This window comes from Stenotrophomonas tumulicola (assembly GCF_014117215.1).
GTDB lineage: Bacteria > Pseudomonadota > Gammaproteobacteria > Xanthomonadales > Xanthomonadaceae > Stenotrophomonas > Stenotrophomonas tumulicola.
In genome coordinates this window covers 1,150,045-1,167,807 of sequence record NZ_JACGXS010000001.1, presented here as the reverse complement: position 1 = coordinate 1,167,807, position 17,763 = coordinate 1,150,045, and the positions used below count along the sequence as shown (strand labels likewise).

Annotated in this window: 16 protein-coding genes and 1 pseudogene; 7 read left to right on the top strand and 10 right to left on the bottom strand. The window is 66.9% G+C overall.

Annotation, left to right across the window (positions count from 1 at the left end):
• Positions 1 to 91: 91 nt before the first annotated feature.
• The 4 genes from flgA (at position 92) to H4O11_RS05160 (ending at position 2,730) form a co-directional block, all read left to right on the top strand.
• Positions 92 to 736: a flagellar basal body P-ring formation chaperone FlgA gene (flgA, locus tag H4O11_RS05175; RefSeq protein ID WP_182338429.1), complete on the top strand. Its 645-nt coding sequence runs from the start codon at positions 92 to 94 to the stop codon at positions 734 to 736.
• 73 nt (positions 737 to 809) lie between these two features.
• The gene (gene flgM / locus H4O11_RS05170) at positions 810 to 1,112 is read left to right on the top strand and encodes a flagellar biosynthesis anti-sigma factor FlgM (RefSeq protein WP_182338269.1); all 303 of its coding nucleotides are present in this window, start codon (positions 810 to 812) and stop codon (positions 1,110 to 1,112) included.
• Positions 1,109 to 1,447 carry a flagellar protein FlgN gene (locus H4O11_RS05165; RefSeq protein WP_182338268.1) on the top strand — a complete coding sequence of 113 codons (339 nt, stop codon included), beginning with the start codon at positions 1,109 to 1,111 and terminating at the stop codon, positions 1,445 to 1,447. Before flgM ends, H4O11_RS05165 begins: the two co-directional genes overlap by 4 nt.
• 59 nt (positions 1,448 to 1,506) lie before the next feature.
• Positions 1,507 to 2,730, top strand: a complete 1,224-nt coding sequence (locus H4O11_RS05160) for an ATP-binding protein (RefSeq protein ID WP_182338267.1) — start codon at positions 1,507 to 1,509, stop codon at positions 2,728 to 2,730.
• A gap of 78 nt (positions 2,731 to 2,808) precedes the next feature.
• Here the strand turns inward: H4O11_RS05160 and H4O11_RS05155 are convergent, their stop codons facing one another.
• Positions 2,809 to 4,578, bottom strand: coding sequence for an EAL domain-containing protein (locus H4O11_RS05155; RefSeq protein WP_182338266.1), 1,770 nt, complete (start codon positions 4,576 to 4,578; stop codon positions 2,809 to 2,811).
• A 5-nt stretch (positions 4,579 to 4,583) separates the two neighbouring features.
• Positions 4,584 to 6,689, bottom strand: a complete 2,106-nt coding sequence (locus H4O11_RS05150) for a sensor histidine kinase (RefSeq protein WP_182338265.1) — start codon at positions 6,687 to 6,689, stop codon at positions 4,584 to 4,586.
• 159 nt (positions 6,690 to 6,848) lie between these two features.
• Here H4O11_RS05150 and H4O11_RS19490 point away from each other — a divergent pair.
• Positions 6,849 to 7,931, top strand: a pseudogene (locus H4O11_RS19490) (PAS domain-containing protein); the annotation flags it as partial.
• A 270-nt stretch (positions 7,932 to 8,201) separates the two neighbouring features.
• On the opposite strand, the gene H4O11_RS05140 reads toward H4O11_RS19490, so the two are convergent.
• The 5 genes from H4O11_RS05140 to H4O11_RS05120 all read right to left on the bottom strand — a co-directional run bounded on the left by H4O11_RS05140 (position 8,202) and on the right by H4O11_RS05120 (position 12,043).
• Positions 8,202 to 8,444: a hypothetical protein gene (locus H4O11_RS05140; RefSeq protein ID WP_182338263.1), complete on the bottom strand. Its 243-nt coding sequence runs from the start codon at positions 8,442 to 8,444 to the stop codon at positions 8,202 to 8,204.
• Positions 8,445 to 8,450: 6 nt separating this feature from the next.
• Entirely contained in the window at positions 8,451 to 9,641 is a 1,191-nt protein-coding gene (locus H4O11_RS05135; protein WP_182338262.1) for a methyl-accepting chemotaxis protein, read from the bottom strand.
• Between the two features lie 184 nt (positions 9,642 to 9,825).
• Positions 9,826 to 10,440 (bottom strand): high frequency lysogenization protein HflD, encoded by a 615-nt coding sequence (gene hflD, locus H4O11_RS05130; protein ID WP_182338261.1) that lies wholly within the window; start codon positions 10,438 to 10,440, stop codon positions 9,826 to 9,828.
• The gene (gene mnmA, locus H4O11_RS05125; protein WP_182338260.1) at positions 10,437 to 11,576 is read right to left on the bottom strand and encodes a tRNA 2-thiouridine(34) synthase MnmA; all 1,140 of its coding nucleotides are present in this window, start codon (positions 11,574 to 11,576) and stop codon (positions 10,437 to 10,439) included. Before mnmA ends, hflD begins: the two co-directional genes overlap by 4 nt.
• Positions 11,573 to 12,043, bottom strand: a complete 471-nt coding sequence (locus tag H4O11_RS05120; protein WP_182338259.1) for an NUDIX hydrolase — start codon at positions 12,041 to 12,043, stop codon at positions 11,573 to 11,575. The genes mnmA and H4O11_RS05120 overlap by 4 nt, the downstream gene beginning before the upstream one ends.
• Before the next feature lie 164 nt (positions 12,044 to 12,207).
• Here H4O11_RS05120 and clpS point away from each other — a divergent pair, with 164 nt between their 5' ends.
• Together clpS and clpA are read left to right on the top strand one after the other, a co-directional pair.
• Complete coding sequence (gene clpS / locus H4O11_RS05115; RefSeq protein ID WP_182338258.1) at positions 12,208 to 12,534, top strand: ATP-dependent Clp protease adapter ClpS; 327 nt, start codon at positions 12,208 to 12,210, stop codon at positions 12,532 to 12,534.
• 330 nt (positions 12,535 to 12,864) lie between these two features.
• Positions 12,865 to 15,147 carry an ATP-dependent Clp protease ATP-binding subunit ClpA gene (gene clpA, locus H4O11_RS05110; protein ID WP_182338257.1) on the top strand — a complete coding sequence of 761 codons (2,283 nt, stop codon included), beginning with the start codon at positions 12,865 to 12,867 and terminating at the stop codon, positions 15,145 to 15,147.
• A 159-nt stretch (positions 15,148 to 15,306) separates the two neighbouring features.
• Here the strand turns inward: clpA and infA are convergent, their stop codons facing one another.
• The 3 genes from infA to H4O11_RS05095 all read right to left on the bottom strand — a co-directional run bounded on the left by infA (position 15,307) and on the right by H4O11_RS05095 (position 17,481).
• On the bottom strand, positions 15,307 to 15,525 hold the full coding sequence (gene infA, locus H4O11_RS05105) for a translation initiation factor IF-1 (protein WP_005409596.1): 219 nt from the start codon (positions 15,523 to 15,525) through the stop codon (positions 15,307 to 15,309).
• A gap of 85 nt (positions 15,526 to 15,610) precedes the next feature.
• A complete protein-coding gene (gene aat / locus H4O11_RS05100) occupies positions 15,611 to 16,351 on the bottom strand; it encodes a leucyl/phenylalanyl-tRNA--protein transferase (RefSeq protein WP_182338256.1) in 741 nt (246 codons plus the stop codon).
• The gene (locus tag H4O11_RS05095) at positions 16,348 to 17,481 is read right to left on the bottom strand and encodes a GNAT family N-acetyltransferase (protein ID WP_182338255.1); all 1,134 of its coding nucleotides are present in this window, start codon (positions 17,479 to 17,481) and stop codon (positions 16,348 to 16,350) included. Before H4O11_RS05095 ends, aat begins: the two co-directional genes overlap by 4 nt.
• Positions 17,482 to 17,763 lie beyond the last annotated feature (282 nt).

Here is a 17,763-nt window from a genome sequence, read left to right as displayed (position 1 = left end):
GCGCGGCCGCCGGGCGGCAGGGCGGGGTGGCACTGGCACGGCGCTTGCACCGGCCGTGGCATTGCCAAGCGCTGGAGCGTGCATGCCTTTCCTGAAAACCCTGTGCTGGATGTCGCTGCTGGTTGCCCTGCCAGGCTGGGCGTCGTCGTGGCAGCCGGTGGACAGCATCCGGGCCGCGGCCGTGAGCACCCTCGGTGAAGGGGCACAGGGCGAGGCGGTGGTGTCCGACGCGCTGCGGCTACCTGCCTGCGCGCAGGCGCTGCTGGCCCAGCCCACCGCCAACACCACGGTGGAGGTGAGTTGCCCGGACGCGGGCGGTTGGCGCCTGTTCGTGCCGGTGAAGGTGCGCCATGAACAGACCGTGCTGGTGCTGTCCCGTGGCATCGCCGCTGGAGAAACGCTGGCGGCGGCCGATATCTCCACTGCGCAGCGTGATGCAGCGCGGATTGCCGGCGCCGTGCTGTCCGATCCGAGCGGGGCGATCGGCCGTGTGGCCCGGCGCACGTTGCAGGCGGGCAGCCTGCTGTCGGCGTCGGACCTGGTCACGCAACGGCTGGTACGGCGCGGCGACAGCGTGGCGCTGGTGTCGCGCAGCGGCAGTGTGGAAGTCCGGGTTGCCGGCAAGGCGCTGGGCGATGCGGGTGAGAACGAGCGGCTGTCGGTGGAAAACCTGGCCTCGCGCAAGGTGGTGCAGGGTATCGTGGCCGCCAACGGCGACGTTTTCGTGACGCGCTGAAAATTTGCAAAACCCCTAAAGATCACGGCCGGGTGGCCGTTATCGTTTGTGTATGGCAACCCCAGGAGCTCCCATGAGCCAAAAAATCGACGGTACCCTGCAGGCGGCACCGGCCCTTCGCACGCTGGCCCCTTCGAACCGGCCCGGCGTCAGTGCCGACACGCCGGCACGCCCGGTGGAAGCGGCCGACAGCCTGAAGCTGACCGGCGAAGCGACCAACCTGCAGGCGATCGAGCGCGAACTGAGCAGTGCGCCAGCCATCGACGCACAGCGCGTGGCCGCAGTGCGCGAGTCGTTGCAGAACGGAAGCTACCGGATCGATCCGGAAGCGATCGCTTCGCGCATGATCGACCTGGACCAGCAGCTGCACGGATGAGCACGCCCATGAGCGAGCCGATGCAGCGCCTGAGCGAGGCGCTGGACGCCGAACGCCAGGCCCTGGTGGGGCATGACGTACATGCGCTGGTGCGCGCGACCGGGGCCAAGCTGGACGCGTTGCGCGCGCTTGAAGCCGCCTTGCCGCAGGGCCAGGAAGCGCGCCTGCAGGAACTGGCCGAGCGCAACCGCGCCAACGGCGTGCTGCTTTCGCGCCGTCGCCGCGAGGTCAACTGGGCGCTGCGCCAGCTTGGCCGCAGCGAGGACGCGCCGGTGTATGACAATCGTGGCCAGGCACAGCAGAACACGTTGCGGCGTCCGCTGGCGGTGGCCTGAACCTCGCGGCGGCGCCTGCCGTCGTATAGTGGCGTCTGCTTCGCAACGTACGACCCTGCATGGCGCCTGCCGCAATCCCCCCTGAAGTCCCTTCGTTCCCGTCCAGGCACGTCCTCGAGGCCCTGCTGGACCCGGTGCGCGAAGGCCTGCTGCTGTTTACCGACGACGACACGGTGCTGATCGCCAATCCGGCGATGCAGGCCCTGCTGGGCGTGCCGGCCGATGGCGAGGAAGGCGCCGCATCGCGGTTGCGTCCGCTGCTCCCGCCCGATGCGCTGCTGCAGGCGCGCCAGCACGGCCAATGGAGCGGCAGCCTGGTGATGGGCGATGGGGTTGTCACTGCACAGATCTACCATCACCGCGACCAGGGACTGGGCTATTTCCTGGGTACGTTCCGTCGTATCGAAGGCCATGCGGACTACGAGCGTGAACTGCAGCAGCGCCATGCCGAACTGCGGCAGGCGTACCAGCGCCTCAACGGTGCGCAGGAAAAGCTGCTGCAGTCGGAGAAGATGGCCTCCATCGGCCAGCTGGCGGCCGGCGTGGCGCATGAAATCAACAACCCGATCGGGTACGTACATTCCAACCTGGGCAGCCTGCAGGAATACCTGCGCAGCCTGTTCACGGTGATCGAGGCCTACGAGCGCGCCCTGCGCGCGCCGGATCCGAAGACCCTGATCCCGGAAATCGACGATATCCGCACGCGGCTGGACATCGATTTCATCAGCCGTGACCTGCCGCAGCTGATGGCCGAGTCGCGCGAAGGCATCGAGCGCGTCACCCGCATCGTGCGCGACCTGAAAGACTTCTCGTATTCCGGACGGGACGAGTCATGGAAGCTGGTAGACCTGCACGCCGGGCTCGAGTCGACGATCAACATCATCTGGAACGAGCTGAAGTACAAGGTGCAGCTGCATCGCGAGTTCGGCCAGCTGCCGCTGGTGGAATGCCTGCCCTCAGAACTCAACCAGGTGTACATGAACCTGCTGCTCAATGCCGGGCACGCCATCGCCGACCGCGGCACGATCACCGTGCGCACCGGGGTGGACGGCGACCAGGCCTGGGTGGAGTTCGAAGATGACGGCGGTGGCATTTCACCGGAGCTTCGCCAACGCATCTTCGATCCGTTCTTCACCACCAAGCCGGTGGGCAGCGGCACCGGACTGGGCCTGTCGATCTCCTACAGCATCATCAACAAGCATAACGGCCGCATCGACCTGGAAAGCACGCCCGGCGAGGGCTCGAAGTTCCGCCTCGTGCTGCCGATCAAACAGCCGCGGTGATTCCATGGCCGGGGGCCCCGGTAGAGCGGGTCCATGACCCGCTGCTCCTGCTTCCGGCATCATGCCAACGGCAGCGGGTCAGGGACCCGCTCTACCGCTATCGCCATCCGGCCCCACCGGCAACGGCCCGCTGTTGCTGCGCCGCTGCTCCTCGTAGGTGCGGAATGCCTGGTGGATGTGCTTGCGCAGCTCGTCGTCGTTCCACGGCTTGGTCAGGAAGCGGTAGATCGCCCCGCGGTTGATCGCATCGGTGACGGTGTTGAGGTCGGTATAGCCGGAAAGCACCAGGCGTATCGTGTCCGGGTACAGCATCTTCACCCGGCCCAGGAACTCGGTGCCACTCATGTCGCTCATGCGCTGATCGGAAAGGATCACCTGCACGTCGTTGATCGCCAGCAGGTCGAAGGCATCGCGCACGTTGCCGGCCGCCAGGATGCGGTAACCATCGCGGCGGAACAGGCGCACCAGCGACCGCAGCACGTTCTCCTCGTCATCGAGCAGCAGCAGCGTGCGATCCGGGCGCGTTTCGGCGAATGCCTCCGGCCGCAGGTAACGGCGACGCAGCGTCATCCCCGCCGCATCGGCGGACATCGGCTCGCCGAACAGATAGCCTTGGAACACATCGCAGTCATTGCGCCGCAGGAAGCCCAGCTGCGCCTGGGATTCAACCCCGTTGGCGATCACCGTCATGCCCAGCTGGTGGCCCATGGCGATGATCGCGCGTGCGATGGCTGCCTCGCGGTTGCCTGCCGGTGCGCTCTTGATGAAGCTGCGGTCGATCTTCAGCTTGTCCACCGGATAGCGCACCAGCGCGCTGAGGCTGGAGTCGCCGGTGCCGAAGTTGTCCAGGCTCAGGCTGATGCCTTCATTGCGCAGGCTGACCAGGGTTTCATGGACGAAGTTGACGTTGTTGGTCAGCGCGCTTTCGTTGATCTCAAGCGTCAACATGTGGGCGGGCACGCCAGTGGCCTGCATCAGGCCCATGACCTCGGCGAAGAAGTTCGGCCGCAGCAGCTGCAGGGTGGAAACGTTGACGGCGAGGGTGAAATCATCGAAACCCTGGTCGCGCCACGACCGGGCCTGCTTGAGCGCTCCTTCGAGCATCCAGGTGCCGATCTGCACGATGATGCCCAGGCGCTCGGCGGTCCGCATGAACCGCTCCGGCACCAGCATGCCCAGTGTCGGGGACTGCCAGCGCAGCAGGGCTTCCATGCCGACCACGTGGCCGTCGCGGGAACTCACCAAGGGCTGGTAACGCAGTTTCAGCTCGCCGTTGGGGATCGCATCGATGATCTGGCGGGCGATGATGCTCTCGCTGTGCGCGCTGGGCGGGGTATCCACCGTGTGGATGCGGACCGCGTTGCCGCCTTCGCGCGCAGCCTGGTACAGCGCATCTTCCGCATGGTCGAGCAGCCGCGAGGCATTGCTGGCGTGTTCCGGGCACAGGCTGACGCCCAGCTTGCCGGTCATGAACAGGGTGTACGGCAGCACCGAAAGCGGCAGTTCCAGCTGCTGCCGGATCTCTTCGGCGAAGTCCTCGGGCAGCGGCACGTCGCTGGTGCGTGCCACGGCGATCAGGAACTCGTCGCTGCCATGCCGCCACAGCTTGCCGCGCCCACGCAGCCAGGACTGCAGCCGTTCCCCGACCAGCACCAGCGCGTGGTCGCCCACTTCGGCGCTCATGTTCTCGTTGACCGAGGAGAAATGATCGATGTCCACGTGCATCAGCATCATCGGCACGCCCCCCGATGCGGCTTCGGCCACCATGGCCTGCAGCTCCGGGTTGCCGGCGCCAAGGCGATCCGGCGCGTCGTCGATGCTCACCGGCGGCTGGTTGCTGTTCCACATGACGATCAGGTTTCCACGGGTTCGGCAGGCGACGCGCCAGCGCGGTAAGGAAGATGCAGGTCGACAAGGGTACCCTCGCCGGGGGCGGATTCGATATGCAGCTGTCCACCCACGCTCTGCGCGCGCTCACGCATCACGATCAGGCCCAGCCCGCGCGGGCCCATGGGGTCGAAACCTTCGCCGTCGTCGCGTACCTGCAGGTGCAGGCGCCCCTGGCCGATATCGCGCAGGTGCAGCGATACCTGGCTGGCATGTGCATGGCGCAGTGCATTGGTCAGGCTCTCCTGTGCGATGCGGAAGCAGGCCTGCTCGATGTCGTTGTCCGGACGCTGCGGCAGGGGCTGGATATCGGCCAGCAGTTCGGTCTGCGATGCACGGAACAACACGCCGGCCTGCCAGCGCAGCGCGGCCTCCAGGCCCAGTGCGTCCAGTTGCGGTGGGCGCAGCAGCGTGGAGAGGTCGCGCAGCTTGGCCACCGTGCTGTCGGCCAGGCCGACGATCTGTTCCAGGTCTTCGTTGCGGCGGGCGTGATCGGCTTCGTCCAGCGCTGCCCATGCCGACAGCTTGATCGCCGTGATCGCCTGGCCGATGTCATCGTGCAGGTCGCGCGAAATCGCCCGGCGTTCATCCTCCTGCAGCGAAAACAGGCGCCCTGCCATGGCCTGCAGTTCGCGGTTGCTGTTCTCCAGCGCGGCACGGGTGCGTTCGGCACCACTCAGGTCGTGGACGATCAGCAGGTGGCAGTCGCGCCCGCCATAGCGCACTTCACCTACCGCCAGGCCGGCCTGGAACTGCTCGCCGTCGGCGCGCTGCATGCCGGTGACGATGGCATGTCCGGTGCTGGCAGGGGGCGGCGGATCACGCAGCTGTGCACGCACGCCCTCCAGCCCGGCGTGGCAGACCAGCGCATGCAATGGTTCGCCCAGCAAGGCGTGTCCCTGGTAACCGAACAGGCGAACCGCGAATGCGTTGGCATACAGCACATGGTCGTCGGACAGGATGATCACCCCGTCAGGCAGCACGCGCACCAGTTCGCGGAACTGCTCTTCGCGCTCGCGCAGCAGGCGTCGTGACTGTTCGCGTTCGGTGACGTCCTGCAGCGTGCCCACCACCCGTGGCTGGCCGCCTTCGTCCAGGCCGTGTTCGGCGCGCAGGTGGGCCATCAAGGGACGGCCATCCATGCCCAGCAGCGGCAACAGCACGTCCACGTGCACCGGTCCACCGGAGCGCATCCCGGCCAGCAGCTGCGCGGCCATGCCGGCAGTGGCCGGATCGGCAGGCACCAGCAGGTCCTCGAAGGGATGCCAGGTGCGCACCTGCGGTGGGCGACGCCCCAGCAACTGGTAGATCTGCGGCGAGAAGTGCGCCAATCCGGTGGCCGGGTCGAGCTGCCATGCACCGATACGCGCCAGCTCGTGGGCTTCGTCAACGCGCTGCAGGGCCTGGTCCCGACGCAGCAGCGCCTCGTCCTCGGCGGTGCGGTCGATCACGATCAGCAGCCGGGCAGGGCGCCCATCCACCTCGATGGCGTTGCTGCGCACTTCCATCTGCCGCATGCTGCCGTCGCGCAGCTGGAGCGCGGAGCGCAGCACGCAGGACTCCGCGGGATGCTGGCGCAGCTGTTCGATCCTGGCGGCGAGCTGGGCTTCGGCCCCGGCTGGCCACAACAGGCTGATCGGTTGCTGCAGCAGCTCTTCGCGCGACCAGCCGAACAACTGGCAGGCGGCCGGGTTGGCGTCGCGTATCTCGGTGGTCTGCAGGTCGTAGATCAGGATGGGGCCGGGGTTGCCGGTGAACGCCTGGCGGTGGCGCGCCTCGGAAGCAGCCAACCGTGCATTGGCCTGCAGCAGGTGCCTGCCGAGCGGCCGCAGCACGAGATAGAGCACGGCCGCGCTGGCGAAGACGAAGAAGATGCCCTTGCCGCTCTGCCAGAGTGCTGCCTGCGGTGTGTTGCCGACCATGGCGAAGACCGCCGCATCGCTGCTGGCGATCCAGGCTACTGCCAGCAGCAGGTAGCCCAGCACCACGCGCCGGCGCTCGCGACGCAGGGCGCTGGCCAGCCGCGCGGTCCGCACGGGAGGGGAACTATCGCCGATGGAATCCAGGGGCATGGGAGGGGCCGAAGCGTATCTGCAGGAGGTATTGCGGCAACGAAGGCCATCTTAGCCTGTGGTGGCCGCGGGCATGGTTCCCGCAGGCTCAATTATCCCGTTGGCAGGCCGCTAACGTTCGCGTTACCCGTTGTCGGGAGCGCTACCGGAGCACGCCACGTGGACCAAGGGATCATCGCCAGCCTGTTGCAGCACCCGCTCGCCTCCGCGCTGGTGATCCTTGACCGTGACGGCACCCCGCTGGCCGCCAATCCGATGGCGCGGGAGCAGGGGTTGCCCGCTGCCGCCGCGGCCTTCCGGGCGCAGCTTGAGGACATCCGCCTGCTGGCCGCCGACGGCGGGATCGTCCGCTGCAGCCTGCCCGGCGGCCCGCAGGGCCGCCATGACGGCTGGATGCGTGCGGCCCATGACGACGACGGCCAGTTGCTGGCCTTCACGCTGAGCATTCCCCATCCCGCCTGCGTGGCAGGAGACGGTCACTGGGAACTGGCGCTGGACGATGCCGGGCACGGCCGCTGGGACTGGGACGTACCCGGTGACCGGATGGTGTGTTGGCCGCGCGCCGAAGATGGCGCTGCCGGCAAACGGCAGGACGATGCCTGCGCCTTGCTGGACCATGTCCATCCCGGGGATCGTGAGCGCGTGCGTGCCGCGCTGCAGGCGCACCTGCGCGGTGAAGCGGGCCCATACAGCGCCGAGTACCGCCTGCAGCAGCCCGGCCAGGCGGCGCGCTGGGTGCGCGGCCGTGGCCGCGTGGTGTCGCGCACCGCCGATGGCCAGCCGTTGCGCATGCTCGGCACCCATGTCGATATCGAGCGGCAGAAGCAGTTGGAAGCGCAGGTGCACGACCAGCAGGTGCAGCAGCACCAGGCCGATGCGCTGGTTCGTCGGCGTACCGGACTGCTCAACCGTGTTTCGGCGTTGGGCCGGATCGGTTGCTGCGAGATCGAGGTGGCGACCGGGGAGATGCAATGGACCGAGGAGTGCTGTCGCATCCATGGCCTGCGCGAGGCGCCGGTCAGCCTCGACCAGGCATTGGCGCTGTATGCCGATGATTCCCGCACGGCGTTCGCTGCGGCGCTGGAGCGAAGTGCCGCCGGCGGCCTGCCGGAACAGCTCGACCTGTGTTTCTACCGCCCATCCGGCATCCGGGCATCGGTGCAGGCATTGGTGGAAATGGACGGCGGCGACGGGCTGCCTGCGCGCGTGGTGGTCCTGTTCCGTGACATCACCGGCGAGCGGTAGAGCGGGGCCATGCCCCGCTGCCCTTGGCATGATGCCGGGAGCGGGAGCAGCGGGTCATGGACCCGCTCTACCGGCGTGGTGGTCCTGTTCCGTGACATCACCAGCGAGCGGTAGAGCGGGGCCATGCCCCGCTGCCTTTGGCATGATGCCGGAAGCGGGAGCAGCGGGTCATGGACCCGCTCTACCGGCGCGGTGGTCCTGTTCGAGTGGTAGAGCGGGGCCATGCCCCGCTGCCCTTGGCATGATGCCGGAAGCAGGAGCAGCGGGTCATGGACCCGCTCTACCGGCGCAGCTGGCATCCAGGCCGAGATCCCAGGCGATGCTGGCCTGCTCGGTGCAGCCTGCATCGGGGTAGGGCCGTGCCTGCGCCCTGCGCCTCAATTCGACCATTTCCCCATGCGCCAGCGCTTCCAGGCGCTGCAACTGCGTGCGCGCCGGGGAACGGGACAGGCACGCGGAAGCCCCGGCGGTGCCGGGGCCCTGGTCATCGCGTACCGGCATGGACGACATGCCGGGTCAGAACAGTTCGACGGTTCCGGCGCCCATGCTCTGCTGGGTCACCGGCTTGTGCGGCGGACGCTCCCACTCGTTGCGCATGTCGCGCAGGCGGCTGCCGGTGCGCTGCAGGGCGGTGACGATCTCCTCATCCAGCGCGCCGCCATGCCGGTGCAGCAGTTCCTGCAGTGCCGATGCCTCGCGGTTGATCGCGGTCAGCCGGTCCAGGTGGACGTGCACCCCGCCCAGCGCCTGGGTGGCGATGTCTTCGAACTGCAGCGCGCGCACGGCCTCGGCCACGCTGCCGTCGATGGCGCGTGCGCACTCGGACACCTCGCGCATGCCATCGCCCAGCGACGCATTGATCTGCGCCACGTTGTCGACCATCGAAGCCGCCTCCATGCGCGCATCGCGGGAACGGTCCAGGTCACGCGATGCCATGTGCGAGACGGTTTCACGCACCTTGGCAATGGCGTCCTTGGAGCTGTGCGCCAGCTTGCGGATCTGTTCGTTGAACGTGGTGGAGCGCTCGGACAGGTTGCGGACCTCGTCGGCCACCACCGCGAATCCACGGCCGGCTTCACCGGCGCGCGCCGCTTCGATGGCGGCGTTGAGGGCCAGCAGGTTGGTCTGGTCGGCGATCGATTTGACGTCTTCCAGCAACGCGAAAATGCCGTCGAGGTGCTGCGCCATCTGGTCGATGTGCTGCACGGTGGTGGTGCTCTGGCCGCTGACCTGTTCCAGTGCCTCCACCAGCTGTTCCATCTGGTGGCTGGCATGCTGGGCGAAGCGGGCGACATCCAGGCCGGAGGCACCATCTTCCCCGGTGCGATCGACGATCCGGGCCAGTGCCTGGCTCTGCTGCCGCGACTTGCGGTTCATGGCATCGAAACTGCCACCCAGGCCGGAAACGGCCTGCCGGATCAGGTCACGGGCACGTTCCACTTCGCTGCGCGAGCCATCGACTTCGTTGCCGACGAAACTGCGCAGCTCGGTCAGCAACTGGTCCTGCTCGCGCAGGATGCGGGCCTGTTCGGGCGAACGCTGTGCCGGGGCGCGCGTGGTCCACCAGGCAAAGCCGAGCCAGCTCAGCGTCATCGTGGACAGGATCGCCCAGCGCAGGGCTGCGGGCCACTCCAGGGCAAACGCGAGAGGGAGCAGCAGGGTCAGTACCAGTGGTGCGGCCAGACGGATGATGATGCGTGAGTACATGGACGTTCTCGGGAGAGCCATGGATGCTGTATCGGCCGGGGTCCCGTTCTCTTTAGCCGGACAGTCCGATCCGCCGAGGCGCTTCCGCCGAGCATGGCTCGGCGCTACACAGATCGTCGCCGAGCATGGCTCGGCGTTACGCAGGCCTTCGGCGTCATGCGGGGCCTTCGTCGCCGGGCATGGCTCAGCGCAGCGCGCGGTCCACTGCGTCGACCATCGCCTTGCGGTTGAGCAGGAAATCCCAGTAGCTTCCGCCCAGCTGGCGCCACAGCACCGCCGAGCGGACGGCTGCCAGCAGCAGCGCGCGGATCTCGGCGACCACGCCGGCCTGCCCCAGGTAGTGGGGGTTGCCCTGCACCATGACCCGTGGCTTCAGGTGGCTGATGGTGTCGGCATACACGCCGCCCAGCGTGGCCAGCACGTCCGGATGGCCGCTGTCGCCCAGCTCGCTGCCCTGGCGGCTGGCGCGCTCGATGCCGGCGGTCACCTTGGCGATGGTGTCCTGCTCGCGGATGAAGCGACGTTCCAGCTGCAGCACCGCAAGGGCCAGCTTGGGCAGGATCGGGTCCTGGCCCTGGTTGCGGAAATAGTTGTGCAGCAGCCGCAGGCCGGGCTTGAGCGCCTCGAGGTCACCATAGACTTCCTGCGGAGACGCCGCTTCGATGCGGAATACGCTGTCCATGGCCGTGCGCACCGCAGCGGCATCCGAATGCCCGGTATCGGCGATGCGGCGCACCTGCTGCAGGGCCTGGGCGATGCCGGCAAGTGCCAGGATGCGGTCGTCGACGGTAAAACTCATGCAGCAGATACCTCAAAGGGAGAAGGAGTGTCGCGCAACCGCTGTTCCAGCGGTGCGTCGGTAGCGGCGATCACCGCGCCGCCGAGGCAGACGTCGCCGTCGTACAGCACCAGTGACTGGCCCGGGGTTACGGCGCGCTGGGGATGGGCGAAGCGCACGTGCACGCTGCCATCATCGCGCACGTTGACCGTGCAGGGCTCGTCCGGTTGCCGGTAACGGGTCTGCGCGGTGCATTCGAAGCGGCTGGCCGGTGGTGCCCCGGCAATCCAGTGCGCGGTCTCGGTGGCCAGTTCACGTGACATCAGCCACGGGCTCTCCCGGTCCTGGTCCACGTACAGCACATTGCTGGCCACGTCCTTGCCGACCACGTACCAGGGCGCGGCCGGTCGGCCGCGGACACCGCCGATGTTCAGGCCTTCGCGCTGGCCCAGGGTGTAATAGAACACGCCGGGATGCTCGGCGATGTCCACGCCATCGGGATCGACGATGCGCCCCTTGCGCGCCGGCAGGTACTGGCCGAGGAACTCGCGGAAGTCGCGCTCACCGATGAAGCAGATGCCGGTGGAGTCCTTCTTGGCGTGGGTGGGCAGCCGCGCGTCGCGGGCCATGCGGCGCAGGTCGTTCTTGTTCAGGTCGCCGATCGGGAACAGCGTGGCGGCCAGCTGTGCCTGTCCCAGCTGGTGCAGGAAATAGCTCTGGTCCTTGCTGCCGTCGGCGCCGCGCAGCAGCGCCCAGCGCCCACCGTGCTGCGCAATGCGGGCGTAGTGGCCGGTGGCGATGCGTTCGGCACCCAGTTCGCGGGCGGCGTCCAGGAAGTGCTTGAACTTCACTTCGCGGTTGCACAGCACGTCCGGGTTCGGCGTACGTCCTGCGCGGTATTCGGCCAGGAAGTGCTCGAACACCTGCTTCCAGTACTCATCGGAAAAATCACGGAAGTGGAACGGGATGCCCAGCAGGCCGCACACCGCCACCGCGTCGCGGCGATCATCCTCGGCGCGGCATTCGCCGCTGCCGTCGTCGGCCCAGTTCTGCATGAACAGACCGGCCACCGGCTCGCCCTGCTGGACCAGCCGCCAGGCCGCCACCGATGAATCCACGCCACCGGAAACACCGACCATGATCCGCGGCGTACTCATGCGACCTCCTTCACCAGTGACAGGGGGTGGCGCTGGCCACCCAGGTAATCGGCCACCACCTGCCAGACCAGGGGGCTGCGCAGGCGGTCGGACTGGGCCAGCAGTTGCTCCGGCGCCATCCATATCGCGCGCTCGATCCCGCTGTCCAGTGTCTGCCCGGCATGATGGCGCAGTGGATGGGCTGCATAGCAGAAACGCAGGAACGCGGTGCCGTCGGCAGCGGTCCACTGGTAGCAGCCGATGAAGGCGTCCAGCTCGACGTCCCAGGCGGTTTCTTCCAATGTCTCGCGCAGTGCCGCCGCGGCCAGGCTTTCGCCAGGCTCCAGATGCCCGGCTGGCTGGTTCAGCACCTGCTTTCCGCCAATGCGTTCCTCGACCAGCAGCACGAGGCCGGCGTCGACCACCACCGTGGCGACGGTCACGCGCGGCGCCCAGCGTTGCGTGGCATCGGCCACCTCAGCAGTCATCCTGTCCGGCAGCAGACGCAATGCCAGCCATGGGCGGCAGCAGCGAAGCGAGCAGCGTCCTTTTCATGAAAATCCTGTGAAAGCAGTGCGGGAAGATGGGGCAGATTGTGAAGGGGCCAGCGTGTGCCGTCCAATCCAGCCGGCCCACCCTCTATAATATGGGGATGCCTCGCGAGACTTCCCACGAATCCCATTCCGGCCAGGGTGTGCTGCTCGACCCCGCGCGTCCGGAGGTCGCACCGCCGCCGTTCTACCAGGTCATGCTGTTGAACGATGACTACACCCCCATGGATTTCGTGGTCGACGTGCTGCAGCAGTTCTTCAGCCTGGACCTGGACCGGGCGACCCAGGTGATGCTGCATGTCCATACCCGCGGCCGCGGCATCTGCGGCGTGTTTACCCGCGAAGTGGCCGAGACCAAGGTTGCCCAGGTCAACGAGTACGCGCGGATGAACCAACACCCACTGCTGTGCACGATGGAAAAGGCCTGAATCCCCGGGTGTTTTCGATGGTGCCGCCGGACCACTGCGTTCCATTTCCGGTCCCGGCGGGCCGCCGGCGACGCTGATGGCCCGGCCATTGCCGCTGCCCCGTGCCCGGGTCATTCCCATCACGCCTGTCCTGGCCGCCCCTCCCTCATTCGGGCAGGTCTTTCCCGCGATGCCTGATGCTCCGGGATGGGCCGTTGTAGGTTATCGTCAAGCCGTACTGACGAGCTGCATGCTTCCGTACTAACGCCATCTGAACGTGTAGTTTCGCTAGGGTGATGGAAAACGTGTGGTCAGGCCGCATATCGTCTTCAACTGCCGCCGGAGTAGAGCATGTTCAGTAAAGACCTCGAGCACACCATTGGCCAGTGCTACAAGCGGGCACGGGAAGCGCGGCATGAATTCATGACCGTCGAACACCTGCTGTTGTCACTGCTCGACAATCCGTCAGCCCAGGCCGTCCTCAAGGCGTGCGGGGCCGATGCAGACCGCCTGCGCCAGGAACTGGAGCAGGCCATAGAGGCCTCCGTCTCGCGCCTGGCCGAAGACGATGGCCGGGACACCCAGCCGACCCTGGGCTTCCAGCGCGTCCTGCAGCGCGCGGTGTACCACGTGCAGTCGTCCGGCAAGAAGGAGGTCACCGGTGCCAATGTGCTGGTGGCGATCTTCGGCGAGAAGGACTCGCACGCTGTCTATTACCTCAACCAGCAGGACGTGACCCGGCTGGACGTGGTCAATTACCTGTCCCACGGCATCGCCAAGCTGGGCGAAGATGGCGAGCAGCCGTCCCCGGCGGACCCCGAGGGCCGCACCGAGGGCGGGGAGGGCGAGGGCAAGGGTGACGCCCTGGCCGAGTTTGCCAGCAACCTCAACGACCAGGCCCGCAACGGCCGGATCGACCCGCTGGTCGGCCGTGCCGACGAGATCGAGCGCACCATCCAGGTGTTGTGCCGCCGGCGCAAGAACAACCCGCTGTACGTGGGCGAGGCCGGTGTCGGCAAGACCGCCATCGCCGAAGGCCTGGCCCGGCGCATCGTGGAAGGCTCGGTGCCGGAAGTGCTGTCCGACGCGGTGATCTATTCGCTGGACCTGGGTGCGCTGGTCGCCGGCACCAAGTACCGCGGCGATTTCGAGAAGCGCCTTAAGGGCGTGCTGACCGCGCTGAAGAAGGTGCCCAATGCGGTGCTGTTCATCGATGAGATCCACACCATCATCGGTGCCGGTTCGGCGTCCGGCGGCACCATGGATGCCTCGAACCTGATCAAGCCGGCGCTGGCGTCGGGCGAGCTGCGCTGCATCGGGTCGACCACCTTCCAGGAATATCGCGGCATCTTCGAAAAGGATCGCGCGCTGGCCCGGCGCTTCCAGAAGATCGACATCGTCGAGCCGACCGTGGGCGAGACCTATGAGATCCTGCAGGGCCTCAAGCAGAAGTACGAGGCGCACCATGGCGTGACCTACGCCGACGATGCGCTGCAGGCGGCGGTGGACCTGTCGGTGAAGCATATCGGTGACCGCCTGCTGCCGGACAAGGCGATCGATGTGATCGACGAGGCTGGCGCCCGCCAGCGCCTGCTGCCGGAAGGCCAGCGCAAGGAGCTGATCGACATCGAGGAAATCGAGGGGATCGTGGCCAAGATGGCGCGCATCCCGGCCAAGCAGGTCAGCGCTACCGACAAGGATGTGCTGCAGCACCTGGAGCGCAACCTGAAGATGGTGATCTTCGGGCAGGACCCGGCCATCGAGACGCTGTCCTCGGCGATCAAGCTGGCCCGTTCGGGACTGGCCAATCCGGAAAAGCCGATCGGCAACTTCCTGTTCGCCGGGCCGACCGGCGTCGGCAAGACCGAGGTGACCAAGCAGCTTGCGCTGCAGCTGGGCATCGAACTGGTCCGCTTCGACATGTCCGAGTACATGGAAGGGCATTCGATCAGTCGCTTGATCGGTGCGCCCCCGGGTTACGTTGGTTTCGACCAGGGCGGCCTGTTGACCGAGAAGATCGTCAAGACGCCGCACTGCGTGCTGCTGCTGGACGAGATCGAAAAGGCCCATCCGGACATCTTCAACATCCTGCTGCAGGTCATGGACCGCGGCGTGTTGACCGACACCAATGGACGCGAGGCGAACTTCAAGAACGTGGTGCTGGTGATGACCACCAATGCCGGCGCAACCCAGGCCGCGCGGCGGTCGATCGGCTTCACCAAGCAGGACCACGCCACCGATGCGATGGAGACCATCCGCCGCAGCTTCACCCCGGAGTTCCGCAACCGGCTGGACGCGGTGGTGCAGTTCCAGGCGCTGGGCTTCGAGCACATCCTGCGCGTGGTGGACAAATTCCTGATCGAGCTGGAAATGCTGCTGCAGGAAAAGCACGTCAGCCTGTCGGCCACGCCGACCGCGCGCGACTGGCTGGCCCAGCACGGCTTCGATCCGCTGATGGGTGCGCGGCCGATGGCCCGGGTCATCCAGGACAAGGTCAAGCGTCCGCTGGCCGACGAACTGTTGTTCGGCAAGCTGGTCGGCGGCGGCAGGGTCAGCATCGACGTGCGCGACAACGAGCTGATCGTGGAGACCTTCGCCGAGCCGGAGAGGCTGTTGCCGGCCACGGTGGACTGACGACACAGCGGGTCCCATGACCCGCTGCTGTTGCGCGCTGCGCGCGGGTGACGGGCATGGCCCGTCACTACCGTGCTGGGTGGCAGGGTGGATCGCAGGTACGCCAAAAGGCCAGCTCGAGGGCTGGCCTTTCTCGTCGACGCCAGGGCGTCGGACCGCTTACTTCATGCGGTAGGTGATACGACCCTTGGTCAGGTCGTACGGGGTCATTTCAACCTTGACCCGGTCACCGGTAAGGATGCGGATATAGTTCTTGCGCATGCGGCCGGAAATATGGGCAATGATTTCGTGACCATTTTCGAGGCGGACGCGGAAAGTCGTATTTGGCAGCGTCTCGCTGACGGTGCCTTCGAACTCGATGGAATCGTCTTTCGACATGTAGTCCTGTGCGGTTCAGAGAACGGCCACTGGGGCCTAAGGCGCAGCATTTTACGCGCAAGCGCGGGTTTTTGCAAAGATTGTGTTAACCGTCAAGCAGTTGCCGGGCCGGCATCTGGCCGACGGTTGCAGCCCAGTTTCCATCAGGGCCGGGCAGGGTCACCGCGTGGCGGACCTGCTGCAGGAATTCGGCCCGGGGCAGGTGGAAGGCGCCCATGCGCAGCAGGTGCGGGTTCTCCACCTGCGCGTCCATCAACGGTACGCCCCAGCGGCCGAGCAGGTGGGCCAATGCGGCCAGCGCGACCTTGGACCCTCCACTGTGTGCGCTGAACATGCTTTCGCCGAAGAACATCTGGCCAATTCCGACGCCGTAGATCCCGCCGAGCAGCTGGTCCTGGTCCCAGACCTCCACCGAGTGGGCAAACCCGAGCGCGTGCAGCGCGGTATAGGCTTCGACCATCATCGGGCTGATCCATGTGCCGTCCTGGCCTGGCCGCGGGGTTTGCGCGCAGGCGTGCATCACCCGTTCGAAGGCGGTATCGGCAGTGACGGTCCAGTCCAGCCCACGTAGCTGGCGGCGGAAACGACGGGACAGGTGCACGTCGTCGGTGCGGAACACCATGCGGGGGTCCGGTGACCACCACAGGATCGGCTCGCCTTCGCTGAACCACGGAAAGATGCCACCCGCGTAGGCATTGAGCAGGCGCACCGGCTGCAGGTCACCGCCCACTGCAAGCAGGCCATCAGGCTGCCGCAGCGCGGTCTCGGCCGGTGGAAACGGCGCGTCGGCAGCATCGGCCACGCGCCAGGGCAGCCGGCGGGTCATGCGGGGCTGCCGTCCTGGCGGAACGGCGTGTGCAGCAGCAGGTGCGCGCGGTAGGCGGCGACTTCGTCCCGCTCGTGTCCGCACCACTCCCGCAACGCGTCGGCAAAATCATGGTCAGCCATCCAGTGCCGGCTGCGTACGTTGTGCGGCAGGAACCCGCGGGCCAGCTTGTGCTCGCCCTGGGCGCCCGGCTCGAAGCGGGCGAGGCCTTCGCGAAGGCAGTACTCGATGCCCTGGTAATAGCAGGCCTCGAAATGCAGGCCGGGCAGGGCGGCCCCACCCCAGTAACGGCCATACAGGGTGTCGCCGCCGCGCAGGCACAGCGCGCCGGCAATGGGCTCACCGTCCTGTTCGGCCAGGAACAGCACCAGGCCACGGCCAAGGCGGATCGCCAGGTGGCGCAGGTAGGCTTCGGTCAGTGCCGGTGCATTGCCGTATTCCAGGAAGGTCTGCAGGTAGAAGCGGTACATCGCCTGCAGGTCGGCGCGGCTGGCCTGGTCGCCATGTACCACCCGGAAGCGGATTCCCTGGCGGGCAACCTTGGCCCGTTCCTGGCGGATGTTCTTGCGGTGCTTGTGGTTCATCGCTGCCAGGAACGCGTCGAAGGTGTCCCAGTTGCCGGGATTGTGCCATTGGAACTGGACGTCCTCGCGCAGCAGCCAGCCGGTGCCGAACGCGGCGTCATCCCCGGCACCATGGAAGTTGATGTGCGCCGAGGATACGCCAAGCGATGGCAGTGCCTCGATCAGCGCAGGCAGCAGCGCGTCGCGCACGCGTTCGTCGCGCGCCAGCAGGCGTGGCCCGGTGACCGGCGAGTAGGGCACCGCGCCCAGCCACTTCGGGTAGTAATCGCGCCCGTGGCGTGCATAGGCATTCGCCCAGGCGTGGTCGAACACGAACTCGCCATGCGAGTTGTCTTTCAGGTAGCCTGGAATGGCACCAACCAGTTTGCCGCCATCCCACAGCGTGAAGTGCTGCGGGCGCCAGCCCCATTCCTCGCGCAGGCAGCCGTGCGTCTCCAGTCCGGCAAGGAAAGCATGGCTGACGAAGGGATTGCAGCCGTCGTGCAGGGCGTCCCAGGCCTGGGCGCCCAGGTCATCAAGCGACGGCAGGATGCGTGGTTCGAACATGCATACAGCATACTGGTGGACGTGCCTGATGCGGCGGTAGACGCCTGCCAGGCAGCGTTGGAGGACATCATCGGGCCATCCGTTGCCCAATGCGCCGAAGGCGGTGTGGCACAACGTGCCGCCGGAAGAAGGGATGGAGATCCAGCACGTGCTGGCCGAGAAGCTCAACGCACTTTCGCCCTGCTGCACGCGTGCGAGGCTTCATTCCCCGCGCTGGTTACCCGGCAAGTCGCGCCCCTCTCGGCCAGGCCGATCCACCCACGCGGGAATCAGGGTTCTGAA